At 69.9% G+C, this 16060-nt stretch carries 12 protein-coding genes; 10 read left to right on the plus strand and 2 right to left on the minus strand.

Features of this window, described 5'->3' with window-relative positions; translation table 11 throughout:
- Positions 1-61 precede the first annotated feature (61 nt).
- Both OG885_RS07705 and OG885_RS07710 read left to right on the plus strand, forming a co-directional pair.
- Positions 62-1297, plus strand: coding sequence for an Ig-like domain-containing protein (locus OG885_RS07705; protein WP_405728036.1), 1236 nt, complete (start codon positions 62-64; stop codon positions 1295-1297).
- Between the two features lie 184 nt (positions 1298-1481).
- Entirely contained in the window at positions 1482-2867 is a 1386-nt protein-coding gene (locus tag OG885_RS07710) for a glycoside hydrolase family 16 protein (protein WP_405728039.1), read from the plus strand.
- Positions 2868-2906: 39 nt separating this feature from the next.
- On the opposite strand, the gene OG885_RS07715 is transcribed toward OG885_RS07710, so the two are convergent.
- Positions 2907-3800, minus strand: a complete 894-nt coding sequence (locus OG885_RS07715) for a helix-turn-helix domain-containing protein (RefSeq protein ID WP_405728042.1) — start codon at positions 3798-3800, stop codon at positions 2907-2909.
- Between the two features lie 160 nt (positions 3801-3960).
- On the opposite strand from OG885_RS07715, the gene tkt reads away from it, so the two are divergent.
- From tkt to OG885_RS07755, 8 genes are read left to right on the plus strand one after another with little or no spacing between them, the layout of a single operon-like run.
- Positions 3961-6045: a transketolase gene (gene tkt / locus OG885_RS07720; protein WP_405728045.1), complete on the plus strand. Its 2085-nt coding sequence runs from the start codon at positions 3961-3963 to the stop codon at positions 6043-6045.
- Positions 6046-6064: 19 nt separating this feature from the next.
- Positions 6065-7210, plus strand: a complete 1146-nt coding sequence (gene tal, locus OG885_RS07725) for a transaldolase (RefSeq protein WP_405728048.1) — start codon at positions 6065-6067, stop codon at positions 7208-7210.
- A complete protein-coding gene (zwf, locus tag OG885_RS07730; RefSeq protein ID WP_405728051.1) occupies positions 7207-8757 on the plus strand; it encodes a glucose-6-phosphate dehydrogenase in 1551 nt (516 codons plus the stop codon). The genes tal and zwf overlap by 4 nt, the downstream gene beginning before the upstream one ends.
- Positions 8754-9692, plus strand: coding sequence for a glucose-6-phosphate dehydrogenase assembly protein OpcA (gene opcA / locus OG885_RS07735; RefSeq protein ID WP_329332622.1), 939 nt, complete (start codon positions 8754-8756; stop codon positions 9690-9692). The genes zwf and opcA overlap by 4 nt, the downstream gene beginning before the upstream one ends.
- The gene (gene pgi / locus OG885_RS07740; RefSeq protein WP_405728055.1) at positions 9685-11331 is read left to right on the plus strand and encodes a glucose-6-phosphate isomerase; all 1647 of its coding nucleotides are present in this window, start codon (positions 9685-9687) and stop codon (positions 11329-11331) included. The genes opcA and pgi overlap by 8 nt, the downstream gene beginning before the upstream one ends.
- A gap of 1 nt (position 11332) precedes the next feature.
- Positions 11333-12208, plus strand: a complete 876-nt coding sequence (gnd, locus tag OG885_RS07745; protein WP_405728058.1) for a phosphogluconate dehydrogenase (NAD(+)-dependent, decarboxylating) — start codon at positions 11333-11335, stop codon at positions 12206-12208.
- A 7-nt stretch (positions 12209-12215) separates the two neighbouring features.
- On the plus strand, positions 12216-12803 hold the full coding sequence (locus tag OG885_RS07750) for a histidine phosphatase family protein (RefSeq protein ID WP_405728061.1): 588 nt from the start codon (positions 12216-12218) through the stop codon (positions 12801-12803).
- Positions 12804-12849: 46 nt separating this feature from the next.
- The gene (locus tag OG885_RS07755) at positions 12850-14280 is read left to right on the plus strand and encodes a membrane-associated oxidoreductase (RefSeq protein ID WP_405728064.1); all 1431 of its coding nucleotides are present in this window, start codon (positions 12850-12852) and stop codon (positions 14278-14280) included.
- Here OG885_RS07755 and OG885_RS07760 read toward each other — a convergent pair.
- Complete coding sequence (locus OG885_RS07760) at positions 14267-16054, minus strand: bifunctional sugar phosphate isomerase/epimerase/4-hydroxyphenylpyruvate dioxygenase family protein (RefSeq protein WP_405728067.1); 1788 nt, start codon at positions 16052-16054, stop codon at positions 14267-14269. The two genes, OG885_RS07755 and OG885_RS07760, sit on opposite strands and share 14 nt — an antisense overlap.
- Positions 16055-16060 lie beyond the last annotated feature (6 nt).

Raw genomic sequence — 16060 nt, forward strand, 5'->3', positions numbered from 1 at the left:
TCGCCACATCTGCGCGACGCAGGATGCCCACGCAAAGGCGGATATCTCAGGAAGGCCTGCCGTGGGCGTCTCGCACATATCGAACCGTTCCGACCAGCCGTCGCAGGGGTGGTCGCGGCGCGGAGTGCTCACCGTGCTCGGCGTCGTCCCCGCCGCGGTGCTCACCGGGTGCAGCGGGTCGGCCGACGCCACGGAGGAGACCAAGGCGACGGCGTCGGTGAAGTCCGCCGCGGCGAAGAAGCCGGTCGTCACCGTCAGCCCCGCCGACGGCACCAGGAAGGCCGCGTTCACCAGCCCCGTCGAGGTCACCGTGACCGACGGCACCCTCGCGTCCGTCGAGGTCGGCGGCAACGACGGCTCGACGCTCGACGGCACCTTCGACGCCGCGAGGACCACCTGGACGTCGAAGGAGAACCCGTACTCGGGGACGAAGTACACGGTGACCGCGCAGGCCGAGGGCGCCGACGCCGAGACCGCGACCTTCACCACCAGGTCGCCCGGCGAGACCTTCGTCGGCTACTTCACCCCCGAGGCCGGTTCGACGTCCGGCGTCGGCATGCCGGTCTCGATCAACTTCACGCACGCCGTCTCCGACCGGGCCGCCGTCGAGAAGGCCATCACGGTGACCGCCGAACCGGCCGTCGAGGTGGTCGGCCACTGGTTCAGCGACACCCGCCTCGACTTCCGGCCCGAGACGTACTGGGCGGCCGGCACCACCATCACCCTCGGTCTGCGCCTCAAGGACGTCGAGGGCTCGGACGGGGTCTACGGCGTCCAGTCCAAGGACGTCACCTTCCACATCGGCCGCGAGCAGATCAGCACCGTCGACCTGTCGGCCAAGGAGATGGTGGTCAAGCGGGACGGGGCGACGTACGCCACCTATCCCGTCTCCGGCGGCGACGCCGACCACACCACCTGGTCCGGGATCATGGTGATCAGCGAGCGGTTCAAGGAGACCCGGATGGAGTCCTCGACCGTCGGACTCGGCGACGAGTACGACATCTCCGACGTCCCGCACGCCCAGCGCCTGACCACCTCCGGCACCTTCATCCACGGCAACTACTGGGCGTCCACCTCGGTGTTCGGCAGCCAGAACACCAGCCACGGCTGTGTCGGTCTGCACGACGCCAAGGGTGCGAACGACAGCTCGGTGCCGGGCTACAGGTTCTACGACAGCTCGATGCTCGGCGATGTCGTCATCGTCAAGAACTCCGGTGAGGAGACGGTCGATCCGGCGAACGGGCTCAACGGGTGGAACCTGTCGTGGGCGGACTGGAGGGCCGGGAGCGCACTTTAGGGGAGCGTGCTTTACGGCGTATGCGCTGTTCATGAACTGAACTTGCCTGGAGCGAAAGGACTTTCCTTGTTTTAACTCTTGACGGCCTCTCTGCCGGAGAGCACATTGGGCCCACTTTGAGAGCGCTCTCAAAGGTTCTCAAGAGGTACCCGCGCACCCATCTCCGTACCCGAGAGGCACCCCCATGAGCGAATCCTCCGGCATACCCAGACGGCGACGGGCCCTCGTCGCCGTCCTCGCCACCCTCGGCCTGGCGGCGGCCGTGGCCTCGGCCGCGACCCTCCCCGCGAACGCCTCCGCGCCCACGCCTCCCTCAGGCTGGACGCAGGTGTTCCTGGACGACTTCAACGGCTCCGCCGGAACCGGCGTCAACACCTCCAACTGGCAGTACGCGACCGGCACTTCCTACCCCGGCGGCCCCGCCAACTGGGGCACCGGCGAGGTCGAGACGATGACGTCGAGCACCAGCAACGTCGCCCTCGACGGCAACGGCAATCTGCGCATCACCCCGATCCGCGACTCGGCAGGCAAGTGGACGTCGGGCCGCATCGAGACCAACCGCACCGACTTCCAGCCCCCGTCCGGCGGAAAGCTGCGGGTCGAGGCACGCATCCAGATGCCGAACATCACCGGCACGGCGGCCGAGGGCTACTGGCCCGCCTTCTGGATGCTGGGCGCGCCCTACCGCGGCAATTACCAGAACTGGCCGAGCGTCGGCGAGCTGGACATCATGGAGAACGTCCAGGGCATGAACCGCGTGTGGGCCACCATGCACTGCGGCACCAACCCGGGCGGCCCGTGCAACGAGACGACGGGCATCGGCAACAACGTCGCCTGTCCTGGCTCGACCTGCCAGTCGGCCTTCCACACCTACACCATGGAGTGGGACCGCTCGGTGAGCCCCGAGACGATCCGGTTCCTGGTCGACGGCACCCAGTTCCACTCGGTCAACGCGAGCCAGGTGGACGCGACGACCTGGGCCAACGCCACCAACCACGGCTTCTTCGTCATCCTCAACGTGGCGATGGGTGGCGCCTTCCCGGACGCGTTCGGCGGCGGCCTGGACAGCGGCACGCAGTCGGGTGTGCCGATGACCGTGGACTACGTCCAGGTGCTGTCGGCCAGTGGGAGCGGTACCACACCGCCGCCCTCGGGCAGCCGGGACGCCTACAGCGCCATCCAGGCCGAGTCCTACAACAGCCAGTCGGGCACGATCACCGAGACCACCACCGACACCGGCGGCGGCCAGAACATCGGCGCGTTGGCCAACGGTGACTGGGCGCTGTTCCAGAACGTCAACTTCGGCTCCACCGCGGCCACCCAGTTCGTCGCCCGGGTGGCGAGCGGCGCAGGCAGCGGGGTCAGCGGCCTGGTCGAAGTACGCCTCGACAGCCGCTCCAACGCCCCCATCGGCAGCTTCGCCCTCGCCAACACCGGGGGCTGGCAGTCCTGGCGGACGGTACCGGCGAACATCTCGTCGGTGACGGGTACGCACGACGTGTATCTGACGTTCACAAGCGGCCAGCCGGCGGACTTCGTGAACGTGAACTGGTTCAACTTCGGCCACTGAACCGCTCTTCGCTGAGGGGCTCCGCGGGCGCGGAGCCCCTCAGCGCAGTTCCGCCCGGAACGCCACCGGTGTCTGTCCCGCGTGGAGTTGGAAGAACTTCGAGAAGTTCGCCGCGTCCGCGAACCCCACCGCCGCCCCCACCCGCCCGATGGGCAGGTCCGTGTGGGCCAACAGGCGCTTCGCCTCCAGGACCACCCGCTTGTCGATGAACCCCTTCGGCGTCTCCCCGGTCGCGGCGCGCACCGCGCGGACGAGGGTGCGGCGGGAGTAGCCGAGGGCGTCGGCGTACTCGCTGACGCTGTGGTTCGTGGCGAAGCCCCGCTCCACCGCGTCCCGGAACAGGGTGAAGGTCGAGTCCGACTGCCCCCGCGCCGCCTCCTGCGAACTCGCCGCGAGATGGGCCAGACGGAGGAGGAACGCCGTGAGGGAGTGGCGCAGGACGGCCGTGTGCAGGCTCAGCGGGAGGGTCGCCGTGTCCTTGTACTCGCGGCGCAGATGCGCGAGGGACGCCCCCAGGCCCGCCAACTGCGCCGCGTCGGGGTGCAGGAGCGGCGGCAGGTCGTAGCGGTACAGGCCCGTCGCCTCGACCGTCGCCCGGGGCAGAAAGCCCGGTTGCATGGTCAGGACCGTTCCGCGGTACCCGCTGAACTTCGAGAAGCGGTGGACCTGGCCGGGGCGGATCCACAGCACGTCGCCGGCGTACGCCTCGTACTCGGCGAAGTCGATCATGTGGCGGACGGGGCCCTTGTCGAAGAGCATCACGACATGGAAGTCGATGCGGTGGACGCGGTGCAGCGGGGCGTCGGCGTGCCAGGTGCGGTGCGGGCCCATCGGACCGACCTGCATGCCGACGCCGCCCTCGCTCAGCTCGACCGGAAAGGGGAACGTTCTGATTCCGTCGCCGTCCCCGCCTTGGGGTGTTCTGTCCGCCATGTCCTTCTCACGCCGCCCGATCAAGCCGTCCCGTGTCCCACTTTCACCACAGGCTGACACACCTCGACCTTCCCTCGTAAAAGTCAGACTTTTAGAGTCGAACGCGTCTCACCAGGAACGATGCACGAATCCATGAACTCTTGAAGAGGACTGGTCACAGATGAGCACGCAGACACCGGGCGGCGCGGACGGCTTCGCATGGACCGAACTCGACCGGCGTGCCGTCGACACCGCACGTCTGCTGGCGGCCGACGCCGTGCAGAAGGTCGGGAACGGCCACCCGGGGACGGCCATGAGCCTCGCCCCGGCGGCGTACACGATCTTTCAGAAGCTGATGCGGCACGACCCCGCGGACCCCGAGTGGACCGGGCGGGACCGGTTCGTCCTGTCCCCCGGGCACACCTCCCTGACGCTCTACACGCAGCTCTTCCTCGCCGGGTACGAGCTGGAGCTCGAAGACCTGAAGGCGTTCCGGACCCAGGGGTCCAAGACGCCCGGTCACCCCGAGTACGGACACACCGCGGGCGTCGAGACCACCACCGGTCCGCTCGGACAGGGCGTCGCCAACGCCGTCGGCATGGCCATGGCCGCCCGCTACGAGCGCGGCCTCTTCGACCCCGAGGCGGCGCAGGGCGAGTCGCCCTTCGACCACACCATCTGGGCCATCGTCTCCGACGGCGACCTGGAGGAGGGCGTCTCCGCCGAGGCCTCCTCCCTCGCCGGGCACCAGAAGCTCGGCAACCTGGTCTTCCTCTACGACGACAACCACATCTCCATCGAGGGCGACACCGCGACCGCCTTCTCCGAGGACGTCCTCGGGCGCTACGAGGCCTACGGCTGGCACACCCAGCGCGTCGAACCCACCGGCGACGGCGACATCGACGTACCGACCCTGTACGCGGCGCTGAAGGCCGCGCGGGACGAGACCGAGCGGCCCTCGATCATCGCGATGCGCACGATCATCGCCTGGCCCGCGCCCAACGCCCAGAACACCGAGGCCTCGCACGGCTCGGCGCTCGGCGCGGACGAGATCGCGGCCACCAAGCGGGTGCTGGGCTTCGACCCGGAGCAGACCTTCGAGGTCGCCGACGAGGTGCTCGCGCACAGCCGCCGCGCCCTCGACCGTGGCGCCGAGGCACACGCCGCCTGGGACAAGCGCATCGCCGAGTGGCGTGCGGACCAGCCCGAGCGGGCCGCGCTGTTCGACCGGGTCGTCGCCGGTCAGCTCCCCGAGGGCTGGGAGGACGCGCTGCCCGTCTTCGAGGAGGGCAGGTCCGTCGCCACCCGCGCCGCCTCCGGCAAGGTGCTCCAGTCGCTGGGTGCCGTGCTGCCCGAGCTGTGGGGCGGCTCCGCCGACCTCGCCGGCTCGAACAACACCACCATCGACAAGACCTCCTCCTTCCTGCCGCAGGGCAACCCGCTCCCCGAAGCGGACCCCTACGGCCGTACGGTCCACTTCGGCATCCGCGAGTTCTCGATGGCGGCCGAGATGAACGGCATCGCCCTGCACGGCAACACCCGCATCTACGGCGGCACCTTCCTGGTGTTCTCCGACTACATGCGCAACGCCGTCCGCATGGCCGCGCTCATGCAGCTGCCCGTCACCTACGTCTGGACCCATGACTCCATCGGGCTCGGCGAGGACGGCCCCACCCACCAGCCGGTCGAGCACCTCGCGTCGCTGCGCGCCATCCCGGGCCTGAACGTCGTGCGGCCCGCCGACGCCAACGAGACCGCGATCGCCTGGGCCGAGATCCTCAAGCGGCACAGCACCAAGCCCGCCCCGCACGGCCTCGCCCTCACCCGGCAGGGCGTGCCGACGTACGCCCCCAACCCGGACGCGGCGAAGGGCGGTTACGTGCTTCAGGACACCGAGAAGGAGACCCCGGACGTCGTGCTCATCGCGACCGGCTCCGAGGTGCAGCTCGCCGTCGCCGCCCGGGAGCGGCTGGAGGCCGAGGGGATCGGCGCCCGGGTGGTGTCGATGCCGTCCGTGGAGTGGTTCGAGGAGCAGTCGCGCGAGTACCGGGACAGCGTCCTTCCGCCGTCCGTGCGAGCCCGCGTCGCAATCGAGGCCGGGATCGGTCTGACGTGGTACCGGTTCACAGGTGACGCAGGACGCATCGTCTCTCTCGAACACTTCGGCGCCTCCGCCGATGCCCAGACCCTTTTCGCCGAGTACGGCTTCACCGCCGAGAACGTCGCCGCAGCCGCCAGGGAATCCCTCGCCGCCGCGCGTGGTTGATCCGACCGCCAGAAAGAAGATGATCACTGTGACCGAAGCAACCGCGACCGCGGGAGCACTCAAGCGCCTGTCCGACGAGGGCGTCTCCATCTGGCTGGACGACCTGTCGCGCAAGCGGATCGAGTCGGGGAACCTCGCCGAACTCGTCGAGAACAAGAACGTCGTCGGCGTCACCACCAACCCCTCCATCTTCCAGGCCGCCATCGGCTCCGGTGAGGGGTACGAGGAGCAGCTCACCGACCTCGCCGTGCGCGGCGTGACGGTCGACGAGGCCGTACGGATGATGACGACCGCCGATGTGCGCGCCGCCGCCGATGTGCTGCGGGGCGTGTACGACGCGACCGGCGGCCGGGACGGCCGGGTCTCCATCGAGGTCGACCCGCGCCTCGCCCACGAGACGGCCGCCACCATCGCCGAGGCCAAGCAGCTGGCCTGGCTGGTGGACCGCCCCAACGTCATGATCAAGATCCCGGCGACCAAGGCCGGTCTCCCGGCGATCACCGAGGTCATCGGCCTCGGGATCAGCGTCAACGTCACGCTGATCTTCTCGCTGGAGCGTTACCGCGAGGTCATGGACGCCTACCTCGCCGGTCTGGAGAAGGCCGCCGCGAAGGGCCTCGACCTCGCCACGATCCACTCCGTGGCCTCCTTCTTCGTCTCCCGCGTCGACGCCGAGATCGACAAGCGCCTGACCGTCCTCGGCACGGACGCGGCTCTCGCCCTCAAGGGCAAGGCCGCCCTCGCCAACGCGCGCCTCGCCTACGAGGCGTACGAGGAGGTCTTCGGCGGCGAGCGCTGGACCGCCCTCTCCGGCGCCCGCGCCAACAAGCAGCGCCCGCTGTGGGCCTCGACCGGCGTGAAGGACCCGGCGTACAAGGACACCCTGTACGTGGACGAGCTGGTCGCGCCCGGCACGGTCAACACCATGCCGGAGGCGACCCTGAACGCCACGGCCGACCACGGCGAGATCACCGGCGACACCGTCACCGGCGGCTACGCCCAGGCGCGCGCCGACCTGGCCGCCGTGGAGGCTCTCGGGGTGTCCTACGACGAGGTCGTGCAGCAGCTGGAGGACGAGGGCGTCGCCAAGTTCGAGGTGGCCTGGAACGACCTGCTGGCCACCGTCACGAAGTCGCTGGACAGCAAGGGGGTGGACGCGGAATGACCGACACCACCGCAACCGAGGCGGTCGACTGGGACAACCCCCTGCGCGACCCCCGCGACCGACGGCTCCCCCGTATCGCCGGTCCCTCCGGGCTCGTCATCTTCGGGGTCACCGGTGATCTGTCCCGCAAGAAGCTGATGCCGGCCGTGTACGACCTGGCCAACCGCGGCATGCTGCCGCCGGGCTTCTCGCTCGTCGGGTTCGCCCGGCGGGACTGGGAGGACCAGGACTTCGCGCAGGTCGTGCACGACTCGGTGCGTGAGCACGCGCGGACGGAGTTCCGCGAGGAGGTCTGGCAGCAGCTCGCCGAGGGCATGCGGTTCATCCCGGGCGACTTCGACGACGACCAGGCGTTCAAGCAACTGGCCGAGGCCGTCCAGGAGTTGGACGCCTCGCGCGGCACCAGCGGCAACTACGCCTTCTATCTCTCCGTACCGCCGAAGTTCTTCCCCAAGGTCGTCCAGCAGCTCAAGAAGCACGGGCTGGCGGACGCTCCGGAGGGGTCCTGGCGGCGGGCGGTCATCGAGAAGCCGTTCGGCCACGACCTCGCCAGCGCGCGGGAGCTGAACGCGCTCGTGCACGACGTGTTCGACCCGGAGCAGGTCTTCCGCATCGACCACTACCTCGGCAAGGAGACCGTCCAGAACATCCTGGCGCTCCGCTTCGCCAACCAGATGTACGAGCCGATCTGGAACCGGTCGTACGTCGACCACGTACAGATCACCATGGCGGAGGACATCGGCATCGGCGGTCGCGCCGGGTACTACGACGGCATCGGTGCCGCCCGTGACGTCATCCAGAACCACCTCCTCCAGCTCATGGCGCTCACCGCCATGGAGGAGCCGATCGCCTTCGACGCGGACGCGCTGCTCACCGAGAAGCTGAAGGTGCTGAAGTCGGTGCGGCTGCCGAAGGAGCTGGGCAAGCACACCGTGCGCGGGCAGTACGCGACCGGATGGCAGGGCGGCGCCAAGGTCGCCGGCTATCTGGAGGAGGACGGCATCGACCCCAAGTCGAAGACCGACACCTACGCGGCCATCAAGCTGGAGATCGACAACCGCCGCTGGGCGGGCATCCCCTTCTATCTGCGCACCGGCAAGCGGCTCGGCCGCCGGGTCACCGAGATCGCGGTCGTCTTCAAGCGCGCCCCGCACTCCCCCTTCGACTCCACGGCCACCGAGGAGCTCGGGCAGAACGCCATCGTCATCCGCGTCCAGCCGGACGAGGGCATGACCGTGCGGTTCGGCTCCAAGGTTCCGGGCACCTCGATGGAGATCCGGGACGTGTCGATGGACTTCGCCTACGGCGAGTCGTTCACGGAGTCCTCGCCCGAGGCGTACGAGCGGCTCATCCTGGACGTCCTCCTCGGCGACGCCAACCTGTTCCCCCGCCACCAGGAAGTGGAAGAGTCCTGGAAGATCCTCGACCCGATCGAGGCGTACTGGGCACGGCACGGCAAGCCCGCGCAGTACGCGTCCGGCAGCTGGGGACCGAAGGAAGCCGACGAGATGCTCGCACGAGACGGACGGAGCTGGCGCAGGCCATGAAGATCGACCTGACCGACACCACGGCAAGCAAGATCAACAAGGCGCTGGTACAGGGGCGCCGCGCCATCGGCACCCCGGCCGTGGGCATGGTCCTGACGATGGTGATCGTCACGGACGAGGAGAACGCCTACGACTCGATCAAGGCGGCCGAGGAGGCCTCGCACGAGCACCCCTCGCGCACCCTGGTCGTCATCAAGCGGCACGCCCGCACCCCGCGCGACCGCCAGGCGTCCCGGCTGGACGCCGAGGTCCGGGTGGGCGCCGACGCCGGCACCGGCGAGACGGTGGTGCTGCGCACCTACGGCGAGGTGTCCGACCACGCAGACTCGGTCGTCCTGCCGCTGCTGCTGCCGGACGCGCCCGTCGTCGTGTGGTGGCCGGTGGACGCGCCGCAGAACCCGGCGAAGGACCCGCTGGGCGCGCTGGCCCAGCGCCGGATCACCGACCTGTACGCGGTGGAGAACCCCCTCGACGTCCTGGAGACCCGGGTCCGCTCCTACGCGCCCGGCGACACCGACCTCGCCTGGACCCGGCTCACCCCGTGGCGCTCCATGCTGGCCGCGGCCCTGGACCAGGCCCGCGCGAAGATCGTCTCGGGGGCGGTGGAGGCCGAGGCCGACAACCCGGCCGCCGAGCTGCTCGCGCGCTGGCTGGAGGCGCGGCTCAAGGTGAAGATCGACCGGATCGTCACGGCGGGTCCTGTCGTCACCGCCGTGCGCCTGGGCACCGCGGACGGCGAGGTCGTCATCGACCGCCCCGAGGGCCCGCTGGCCACGCTGTCCCTGCCGGGCCAGCCCCCGCGCACCCTCGCGCTGAAGGTCCGCACCACCTCCGAACTCATCGCCGAGGAGCTCAGGCGCCTCGACGCGGACGAGATGTACGCCGTCGCCCTGCGGGGCGAGGGCCGCGCCAAGGAGACCCCCGCCCATGTCTGACTCACCCCTGTTGACCCGTCGCCCCGAGTGGACGGCTCTGGAGGACCACCGCGCCGAAGGGCTCGCGCAACTGCGGGAGCTGTTCGCCGGCGACCCCGGGCGCGCCGAGCGGTACGTCGTGCGCGTGGGTGATCTGCGCATCGACTACTCCAAGCACCTGATCACCGACGAGACGCTGGCCCTGCTCCAGGAACTGGCCACCGCCACCGATGTGTTCGGCCTGCGGGACGCCATGTTCCGCGGCGAGAAGATCAACCTCACCGAGGGCCGAGCGGTCCTGCACACCGCGCTGCGGGCGGCGCGGGACGCGGTGGTCGAGGTCGACGGCGAGAACGTGGTCCCGCAGGTGCACGCCGTCCTCGACAAGATGAGCGCCTTCGCCGACCGGGTCCGCTCGGGCGAGTGGACCGGCCACACCGGCAAGCGCATCAGGAACGTCGTCAACATCGGCATCGGCGGCTCCGACCTCGGTCCGGCGATGGCGTACGAGGTGCTGCGGCCGTACACGGCACGGGAGCTGACGCTCCGGTTCGTGTCGAACGTCGACGGCGCCGACCTGCACGAGGCCACCCGTGACCTGGACCCGGCGGAGACGCTGTTCATCGTCGCGTCCAAGACCTTCACGACGATCGAGACGATCACCAACGCGACGTCGGCGCGGTCCTGGCTGCTTGACGGGCTCGGCGGTGACGACAAGGCGGTCGCCAAGCACTTCGTGGCGCTGTCGACGAACGCCGGGAAGGTCACCGAGTTCGGTATCGACCCGGACAACATGTTCGAGTTCTGGGACTGGGTCGGCGGCCGCTACTCCTTCGACTCGGCGATCGGCCTCTCGCTCATGATCGCCATCGGCCCGGACCGCTTCCGGGAGATGCTCGACGGCTTCCGCATCGTCGACGAGCACTTCCGCACCGCCCCTGCCGAGGCCAACGCCCCGCTGCTGCTCGGCCTGTTGGGCATCTGGTACGGCAATTTCCTCGGCGCCCAGTCGCACGCGGTGCTGCCCTACAGCCACTACCTGTCCAAGTTCACCGCCTACTTGCAGCAGCTGGACATGGAGTCCAACGGCAAGTCGGTGCAGCGTGACGGACGGCCCGTGGACTGGCAGACCGGGCCGGTGGTGTGGGGTACGCCCGGCACCAACGGGCAGCACGCGTACTACCAGTTGATCCACCAGGGCACGAAGGTGATCCCGGCGGACTTCATCGGCTTCGCGCGTCCCGTCGGCGAACTGAGCGACGAACTCAAGGCCCAGCACGACCTGTTGATGGCCAACTTCTTCGCTCAGACGCAGGCGTTGGCCTTCGGCAAGACGCCGGACGAGGTGCGGGGCGAGGGGGTGCCCGAGGAGCTGGTCGCCCACAAGACGTTCAAGGGCAACCACCCGACGACGACGATCCTCGCCCGTGAGCTGACGCCGTCCGTGCTCGGCCAGTTGATCGCGCTGTACGAGCACAAGGTGTTCGTGCAGGGCGCCGTCTGGAACATCGACTCCTTCGACCAGTGGGGCGTCGAACTGGGCAAGGTGCTCGCCAAGCGGGTCGAACCCGCGCTCACCGAGGGCGCCGACGTCCCCGGTCTCGATCCCTCCACGGCCGCGCTTGTGGCCGCGTACCGTGAACTGAAGGAAGTGCACTGATATGCAGCTCGGACTCATCGGCCTCGGCAAGATGGGTGGCAACATGCGCGAGCGGATCCGCCGCGCAGGGCACACCGTCATCGGCTACGACCGCAACCCCGAGATCTCGGACGTGGCGAGCCTCGCCGAGCTGGTCGAGAAGCTCGAAGGACCCCGCGTGGTCTGGGTGATGGTCCCGGCCGGCGCCCCGACCCAGTCGGTCGTGGACGAGCTGGGTGACCTTCTCTCCGCCGGCGACACGGTCGTGGACGGCGGCAACTCCCGCTGGACGGACGACGAGAAGCACGCCGAGGAGCTGGCGGCCAAGGGCATCGGCTTCGTCGACGCGGGCGTCTCGGGTGGCGTGTGGGGTCTGGAGAACGGCTACGCACTCATGGTCGGCGGCGACGCCGAGCACGTGGCGAAGGTGCAGCCGGTCTTCGACGCCCTCAAGCCCGAGGGCGACTTCGGCTTCGTCCACGCCGGCAAGGTCGGCGCCGGGCACTTCGCGAAGATGGTCCACAACGGCATCGAGTACGCGATGATGCAGGCCTACGCCGAGGGCTGGGAGCTCCTGGAGAAGGTCGACTCCGTCACCGACGTGCGTGAGGTCTTCCGCTCCTGGCAGGAGGGCACGGTCATCCGTTCCTGGCTGCTCGACCTCGCGGTCAACGCCCTGGACGACGACGAGCACCTGGACAAGCTGCGCGGCTACGCGGAGGACTCCGGCGAGGGCCGCTGGACCGTCGAGGCGGCCATCGACAACGCGGTGCCGCTGCCCGCGATCACCGCGTCCCTGTTCGCGCGGTTCGCGTCCCGTCAGGACGACTCCCCCCAGATGAAGATGATCGCGGCGCTGCGCAACCAGTTCGGCGGCCACGCGGTCGAGTCGAAGTAGGCGCACCGTGGGGGATCTTCTGCTGGTCCGCCACGGGGAGACGGAGTGGAGCGTGTCGGGCCAGCACACCAGCTGGACCGACCTGCCCCTCACCACCCACGGTGAGGAGCAGGCCAAGGCGCTCGCTCCGCTCCTGTCCTCACGGACCTTCTCGCTCGCGCTGACCAGCCCGCTGGGCCGCGCGATACGCACCGCCGAACTCGCGGGCGTCACCGGGGCGTTGCCCTACGACGACCTGCACGAATGGGACTACGGCGGCTACGAGGGTGTCACCACCGTCGACATCCACCGCACCCGCCCCGACTGGTACCTGTGGACGGACGGCGTGCCGCCCGGCCCCGACGGCCATCCGGGCGAGTCACCCGCCGAGGTCGGCGCCCGCGCCGACCGGGTGCTGGCCCGCGTGGACACGGCCCTCCCGCAGGGGGACGTGATCCTCGTGGCGCACGCCCACTTCCTGCGGGTCCTCACGGCCCGCCGACTGGGCCTGGAACCGGCGGACGGACGCCTCTTCCAACTGGCGACCGGCACGGTGAGCCGGCTGTCGACGGAACACGACCGTCCTGTGATCGCCGAGTGGAACACCCGCAGCTGAGAACACACCGGCGTCATGCGGAGTCGTGGCATTAGAGTCCCGCTTGATGGACCTCAATGATCTGGCTCCGGCCGAACTGCGGGTGTGGGAGGCGTTTCCGACCGGCGCTGCCGTGGACTTCCAGGGCAGCGCCGAACGGACCGTGCGGGCCGTGGTGTTGCGGGCGCTGATGCTGAACGGGCCCCTGCACGACGGAGAGATAGCCGCGTTGAAGGTGGCGGGCGCCAGGATCACCGGTGTGCTCGATGTCCAGCACGGGACGGTGGAGCGGGTCGTACGGCTGAGCAACTGCGCGTTCGACGAGGCACCGCGGCTCTACGGCAGCCAGTTCCGGCAGCTCAACCTCCGCGGCTCCGTGCTGCCGGGCCTGGCGGGCGGGACCATGCGGGTGGAGGGCGTGCTCAGGCTCACGGACTGCCGGTTCCAGGGGCCCGTCACCCTAGGCGGGGCCCAGATCGGCGGAGCGCTGTTCATGGACCGCGCCGAGTTCCGCGCCTCCGACGACTCCGACGAACCCGCCCTGCGGCTCAACCACTCCTCCATCGGCGAGGACCTCGTGGCCCCCGGTATCCAGGTCCACGGCCGCTTGGTGTGCAACGACGCCTCCGTCGACGCGTCGGTCAACCTCGTGGACGCACGGCTGGAGAACCCCGGTGGCACGGCCATCGACGCCCAGACCCTGTCCGTGGCGTCCGACGTGCACGCCAGGCGCCTCACCGCCCTCGGCCGGGTCGATCTGCGCGGCGCCCGTGTCGCCGGCCGACTCGATCTCGCGCACTCCCGGTTGTCGCACCCCGGCCGCACGGTGCTCCAGGCGAGCAGCGCGGTGATCGGCGAGTTGTGGCTCAACGAGGCCGAGCCCCTGGACGGCTCGGTGAACTTTCGGCAGGCCCGGACCGACCTCCTGCGCGTGGCACCGGAGACCCTGGCCGGCGACGTGCGGCTCAACGGCCTCAGCTACACGATGCTGTCACCTCACGTCCCCGCCGAGCGCTGGCTGCCGGTGTTGCGGCGGGACGTCGACGGCTATGTCCCGCAGGCCTACGAGCAGTTGACCGCGTTGTACCAACGCATCGGCGACGACCACGCCGCCCGGCTCGTCCAACTCGCCAAGCAGCGCCGCCTGCGCACCACCCGCGCCTGGTACGGCCGCCTCTGGGGCTACCTCCAGGACGTCACCGTCGGCTACGGCTTCCGCCCGCTGCGCGCGCTCGCCTGGCTGCTCTCGCTCCTCGCCGTCGGCTCGATCGTGTACGCCCTGCACGAGCCGCCGCCGCTCAAGTCGTCCGAACACCCCGATTTCAACCCGGTGTTCTTCACCCTGGACCTGCTGCTGCCGGTGATCAGCTTCGGCCAGGAAGGCGCCTTCGCCCCCAAGGGCGGGTACCAGGCGCTCTCCTACACCCTGGTCATCACGGGCTGGATCCTCGCCAGCACTGTGATCACCGGCATCACCCGTACGGTCAGCCGCCAGTGACGGTGTGCTGCGCGGCAAGGCGTACCGGTGCGTTCTGGGCGCCGTACCCGCGGTAGCCGCCGTCCCGCTGGACGAGTTCGAAGAAGACGCGTCCCACCGTGCGGGTGTAGCAGTGCCGGAACTCCCCGTGCGCGTCCCGGTCGTAGAGGATGCCGAGCTCTCGGTACGTCTCCAACTCGCCGTCCGCGAACTCGAACCGGGCGGCCAGGTCGTCGTAGTAGTTCGCCGGGATCGGCAGCACCCGGCCGCCCGCCTCCCGAAAGCGGCGGACCGCCGTCACCACGTCGTCCGTCGCCAGCGCGATGTGCTGGGCGTGCACGGTGTCGTCGGTCGGGGCCGCGCCCACGGACAGCGCGATCCGCACGCTGCCGTCGGCGTTGGTCACCGCGCGGCTGCGCATGAGGCCGTACGGGTCGGCGACGTCCACGCTCTCCTGGGCGTGCAGCCCGAGCACACTGCGGTGGAAGAGCGCCGCCTCGTCGAACTGGTGCCAGGGCTGGACGAGAGCGAGGTGGTCGATGCCTCGTACGCCACCCATGTCCTTGAAGTCCGCCACGTCCTCGAAGTCCGCCCGCCAGTTGGGCAGTTCGGGGCGGTCCGTCGCGCAGAAGAACAGCTCCGTGCCGTCCGGCGCCGCCACCGCGTCCAGCGGAGCGTCCTGCGCCGCCCGCCTGCGCGGCAGCACCGGTGCGAGGAGTACCTCCGCCCGCAGGGCCGCTCCCACCGGGTCCGGTGACTCCAGGCCGATCGCGGCGAGGCTCGTACCGTCCCGGCGCCCGGCCGGTCCCGTGTTCACCAGCACCCGCGCCTCGCCCTGCTGCCACAGGTCGACCGGCTTGCTGCGGTGCCGTGCCGTCCGGGCGAAGCCGAGCGCGCCGAGCATCGCGGCGACCGGTTCGGCGTCCGGTGTGACCAGTTCGGCGAAGGCGACACCGGTGGGGACGACCGGCACGGGCGGGGTGGTGACGCCGACCGTCTCCTGCAACAGCAGGAGCGAGCGGAGTGCGTCCACCGCCGTGGGGCCGGCGTCGGCCTGCCGGTAGACGTCGTTGAAGACCTCCAGGGACAGCGGGCCGTCGTACCCCGTGTGCAGGACGCTGCGGACCAGGTCCGCGACGTCGAAGCCGCCCTGGCCCGGGAAGCAGCGGTAGTGGCGGCTCCACTGGAGGACGTCCATCGCGAGCAGCGGGGCGTCGGCCAGCTGGAGGAAGAAGATCTTCTCGCCGGGGATGTCCTCGATGCCCTTGGGGTCGCTGCCGCGGGACAGGATGTGGAAGCTGTCCAGGCAGGTGCCGAGCGCGGGGTGGTCGGCCGCCTCGACGATGTTCCAGGCGTGGTCGTACGTGCTGACGTGCCGTCCCCAGGCGAGCGCCTCGTAGGCGACGCGGACGCCGAACTCCTCGGCCAGCGCGGCCAGTTCGCGCAGCTGCTCGGCGGCCAGGGCGTCGTCGTCCACGGCCAGCGGGTGGACGCTGGAGCAGACGAGGACCGTGTCGGCGCCGAGCCGGCCCATCAGCTCGAACTTGTGCCGGGCCCGGCGGAGGTTCGTGGCGAACACCTCGGCCGGTACCGCCTCCATGTCCCGCATCGGCTGGTAGAGGTCGACGGTGAGCCCCAGGTCCGCGCAGCGGGCCCGGACCTCCTCCGGCGTGAGCGGGCTGGCCAGGAGGTCGTTCTCGAAGATCTCCACCCCGTCGAAGCCGGCCCGGGAGGCGGCGGTGAGCTTCTCGGTGAGGGAACCGCTGAGGGAGACGGTGGCGATGGACGTACGCACGGCGGT

This window comes from Streptomyces sp. NBC_00028, assembly GCF_045041065.1.
Lineage (GTDB): Bacteria > Actinomycetota > Actinomycetes > Streptomycetales > Streptomycetaceae > Streptomyces.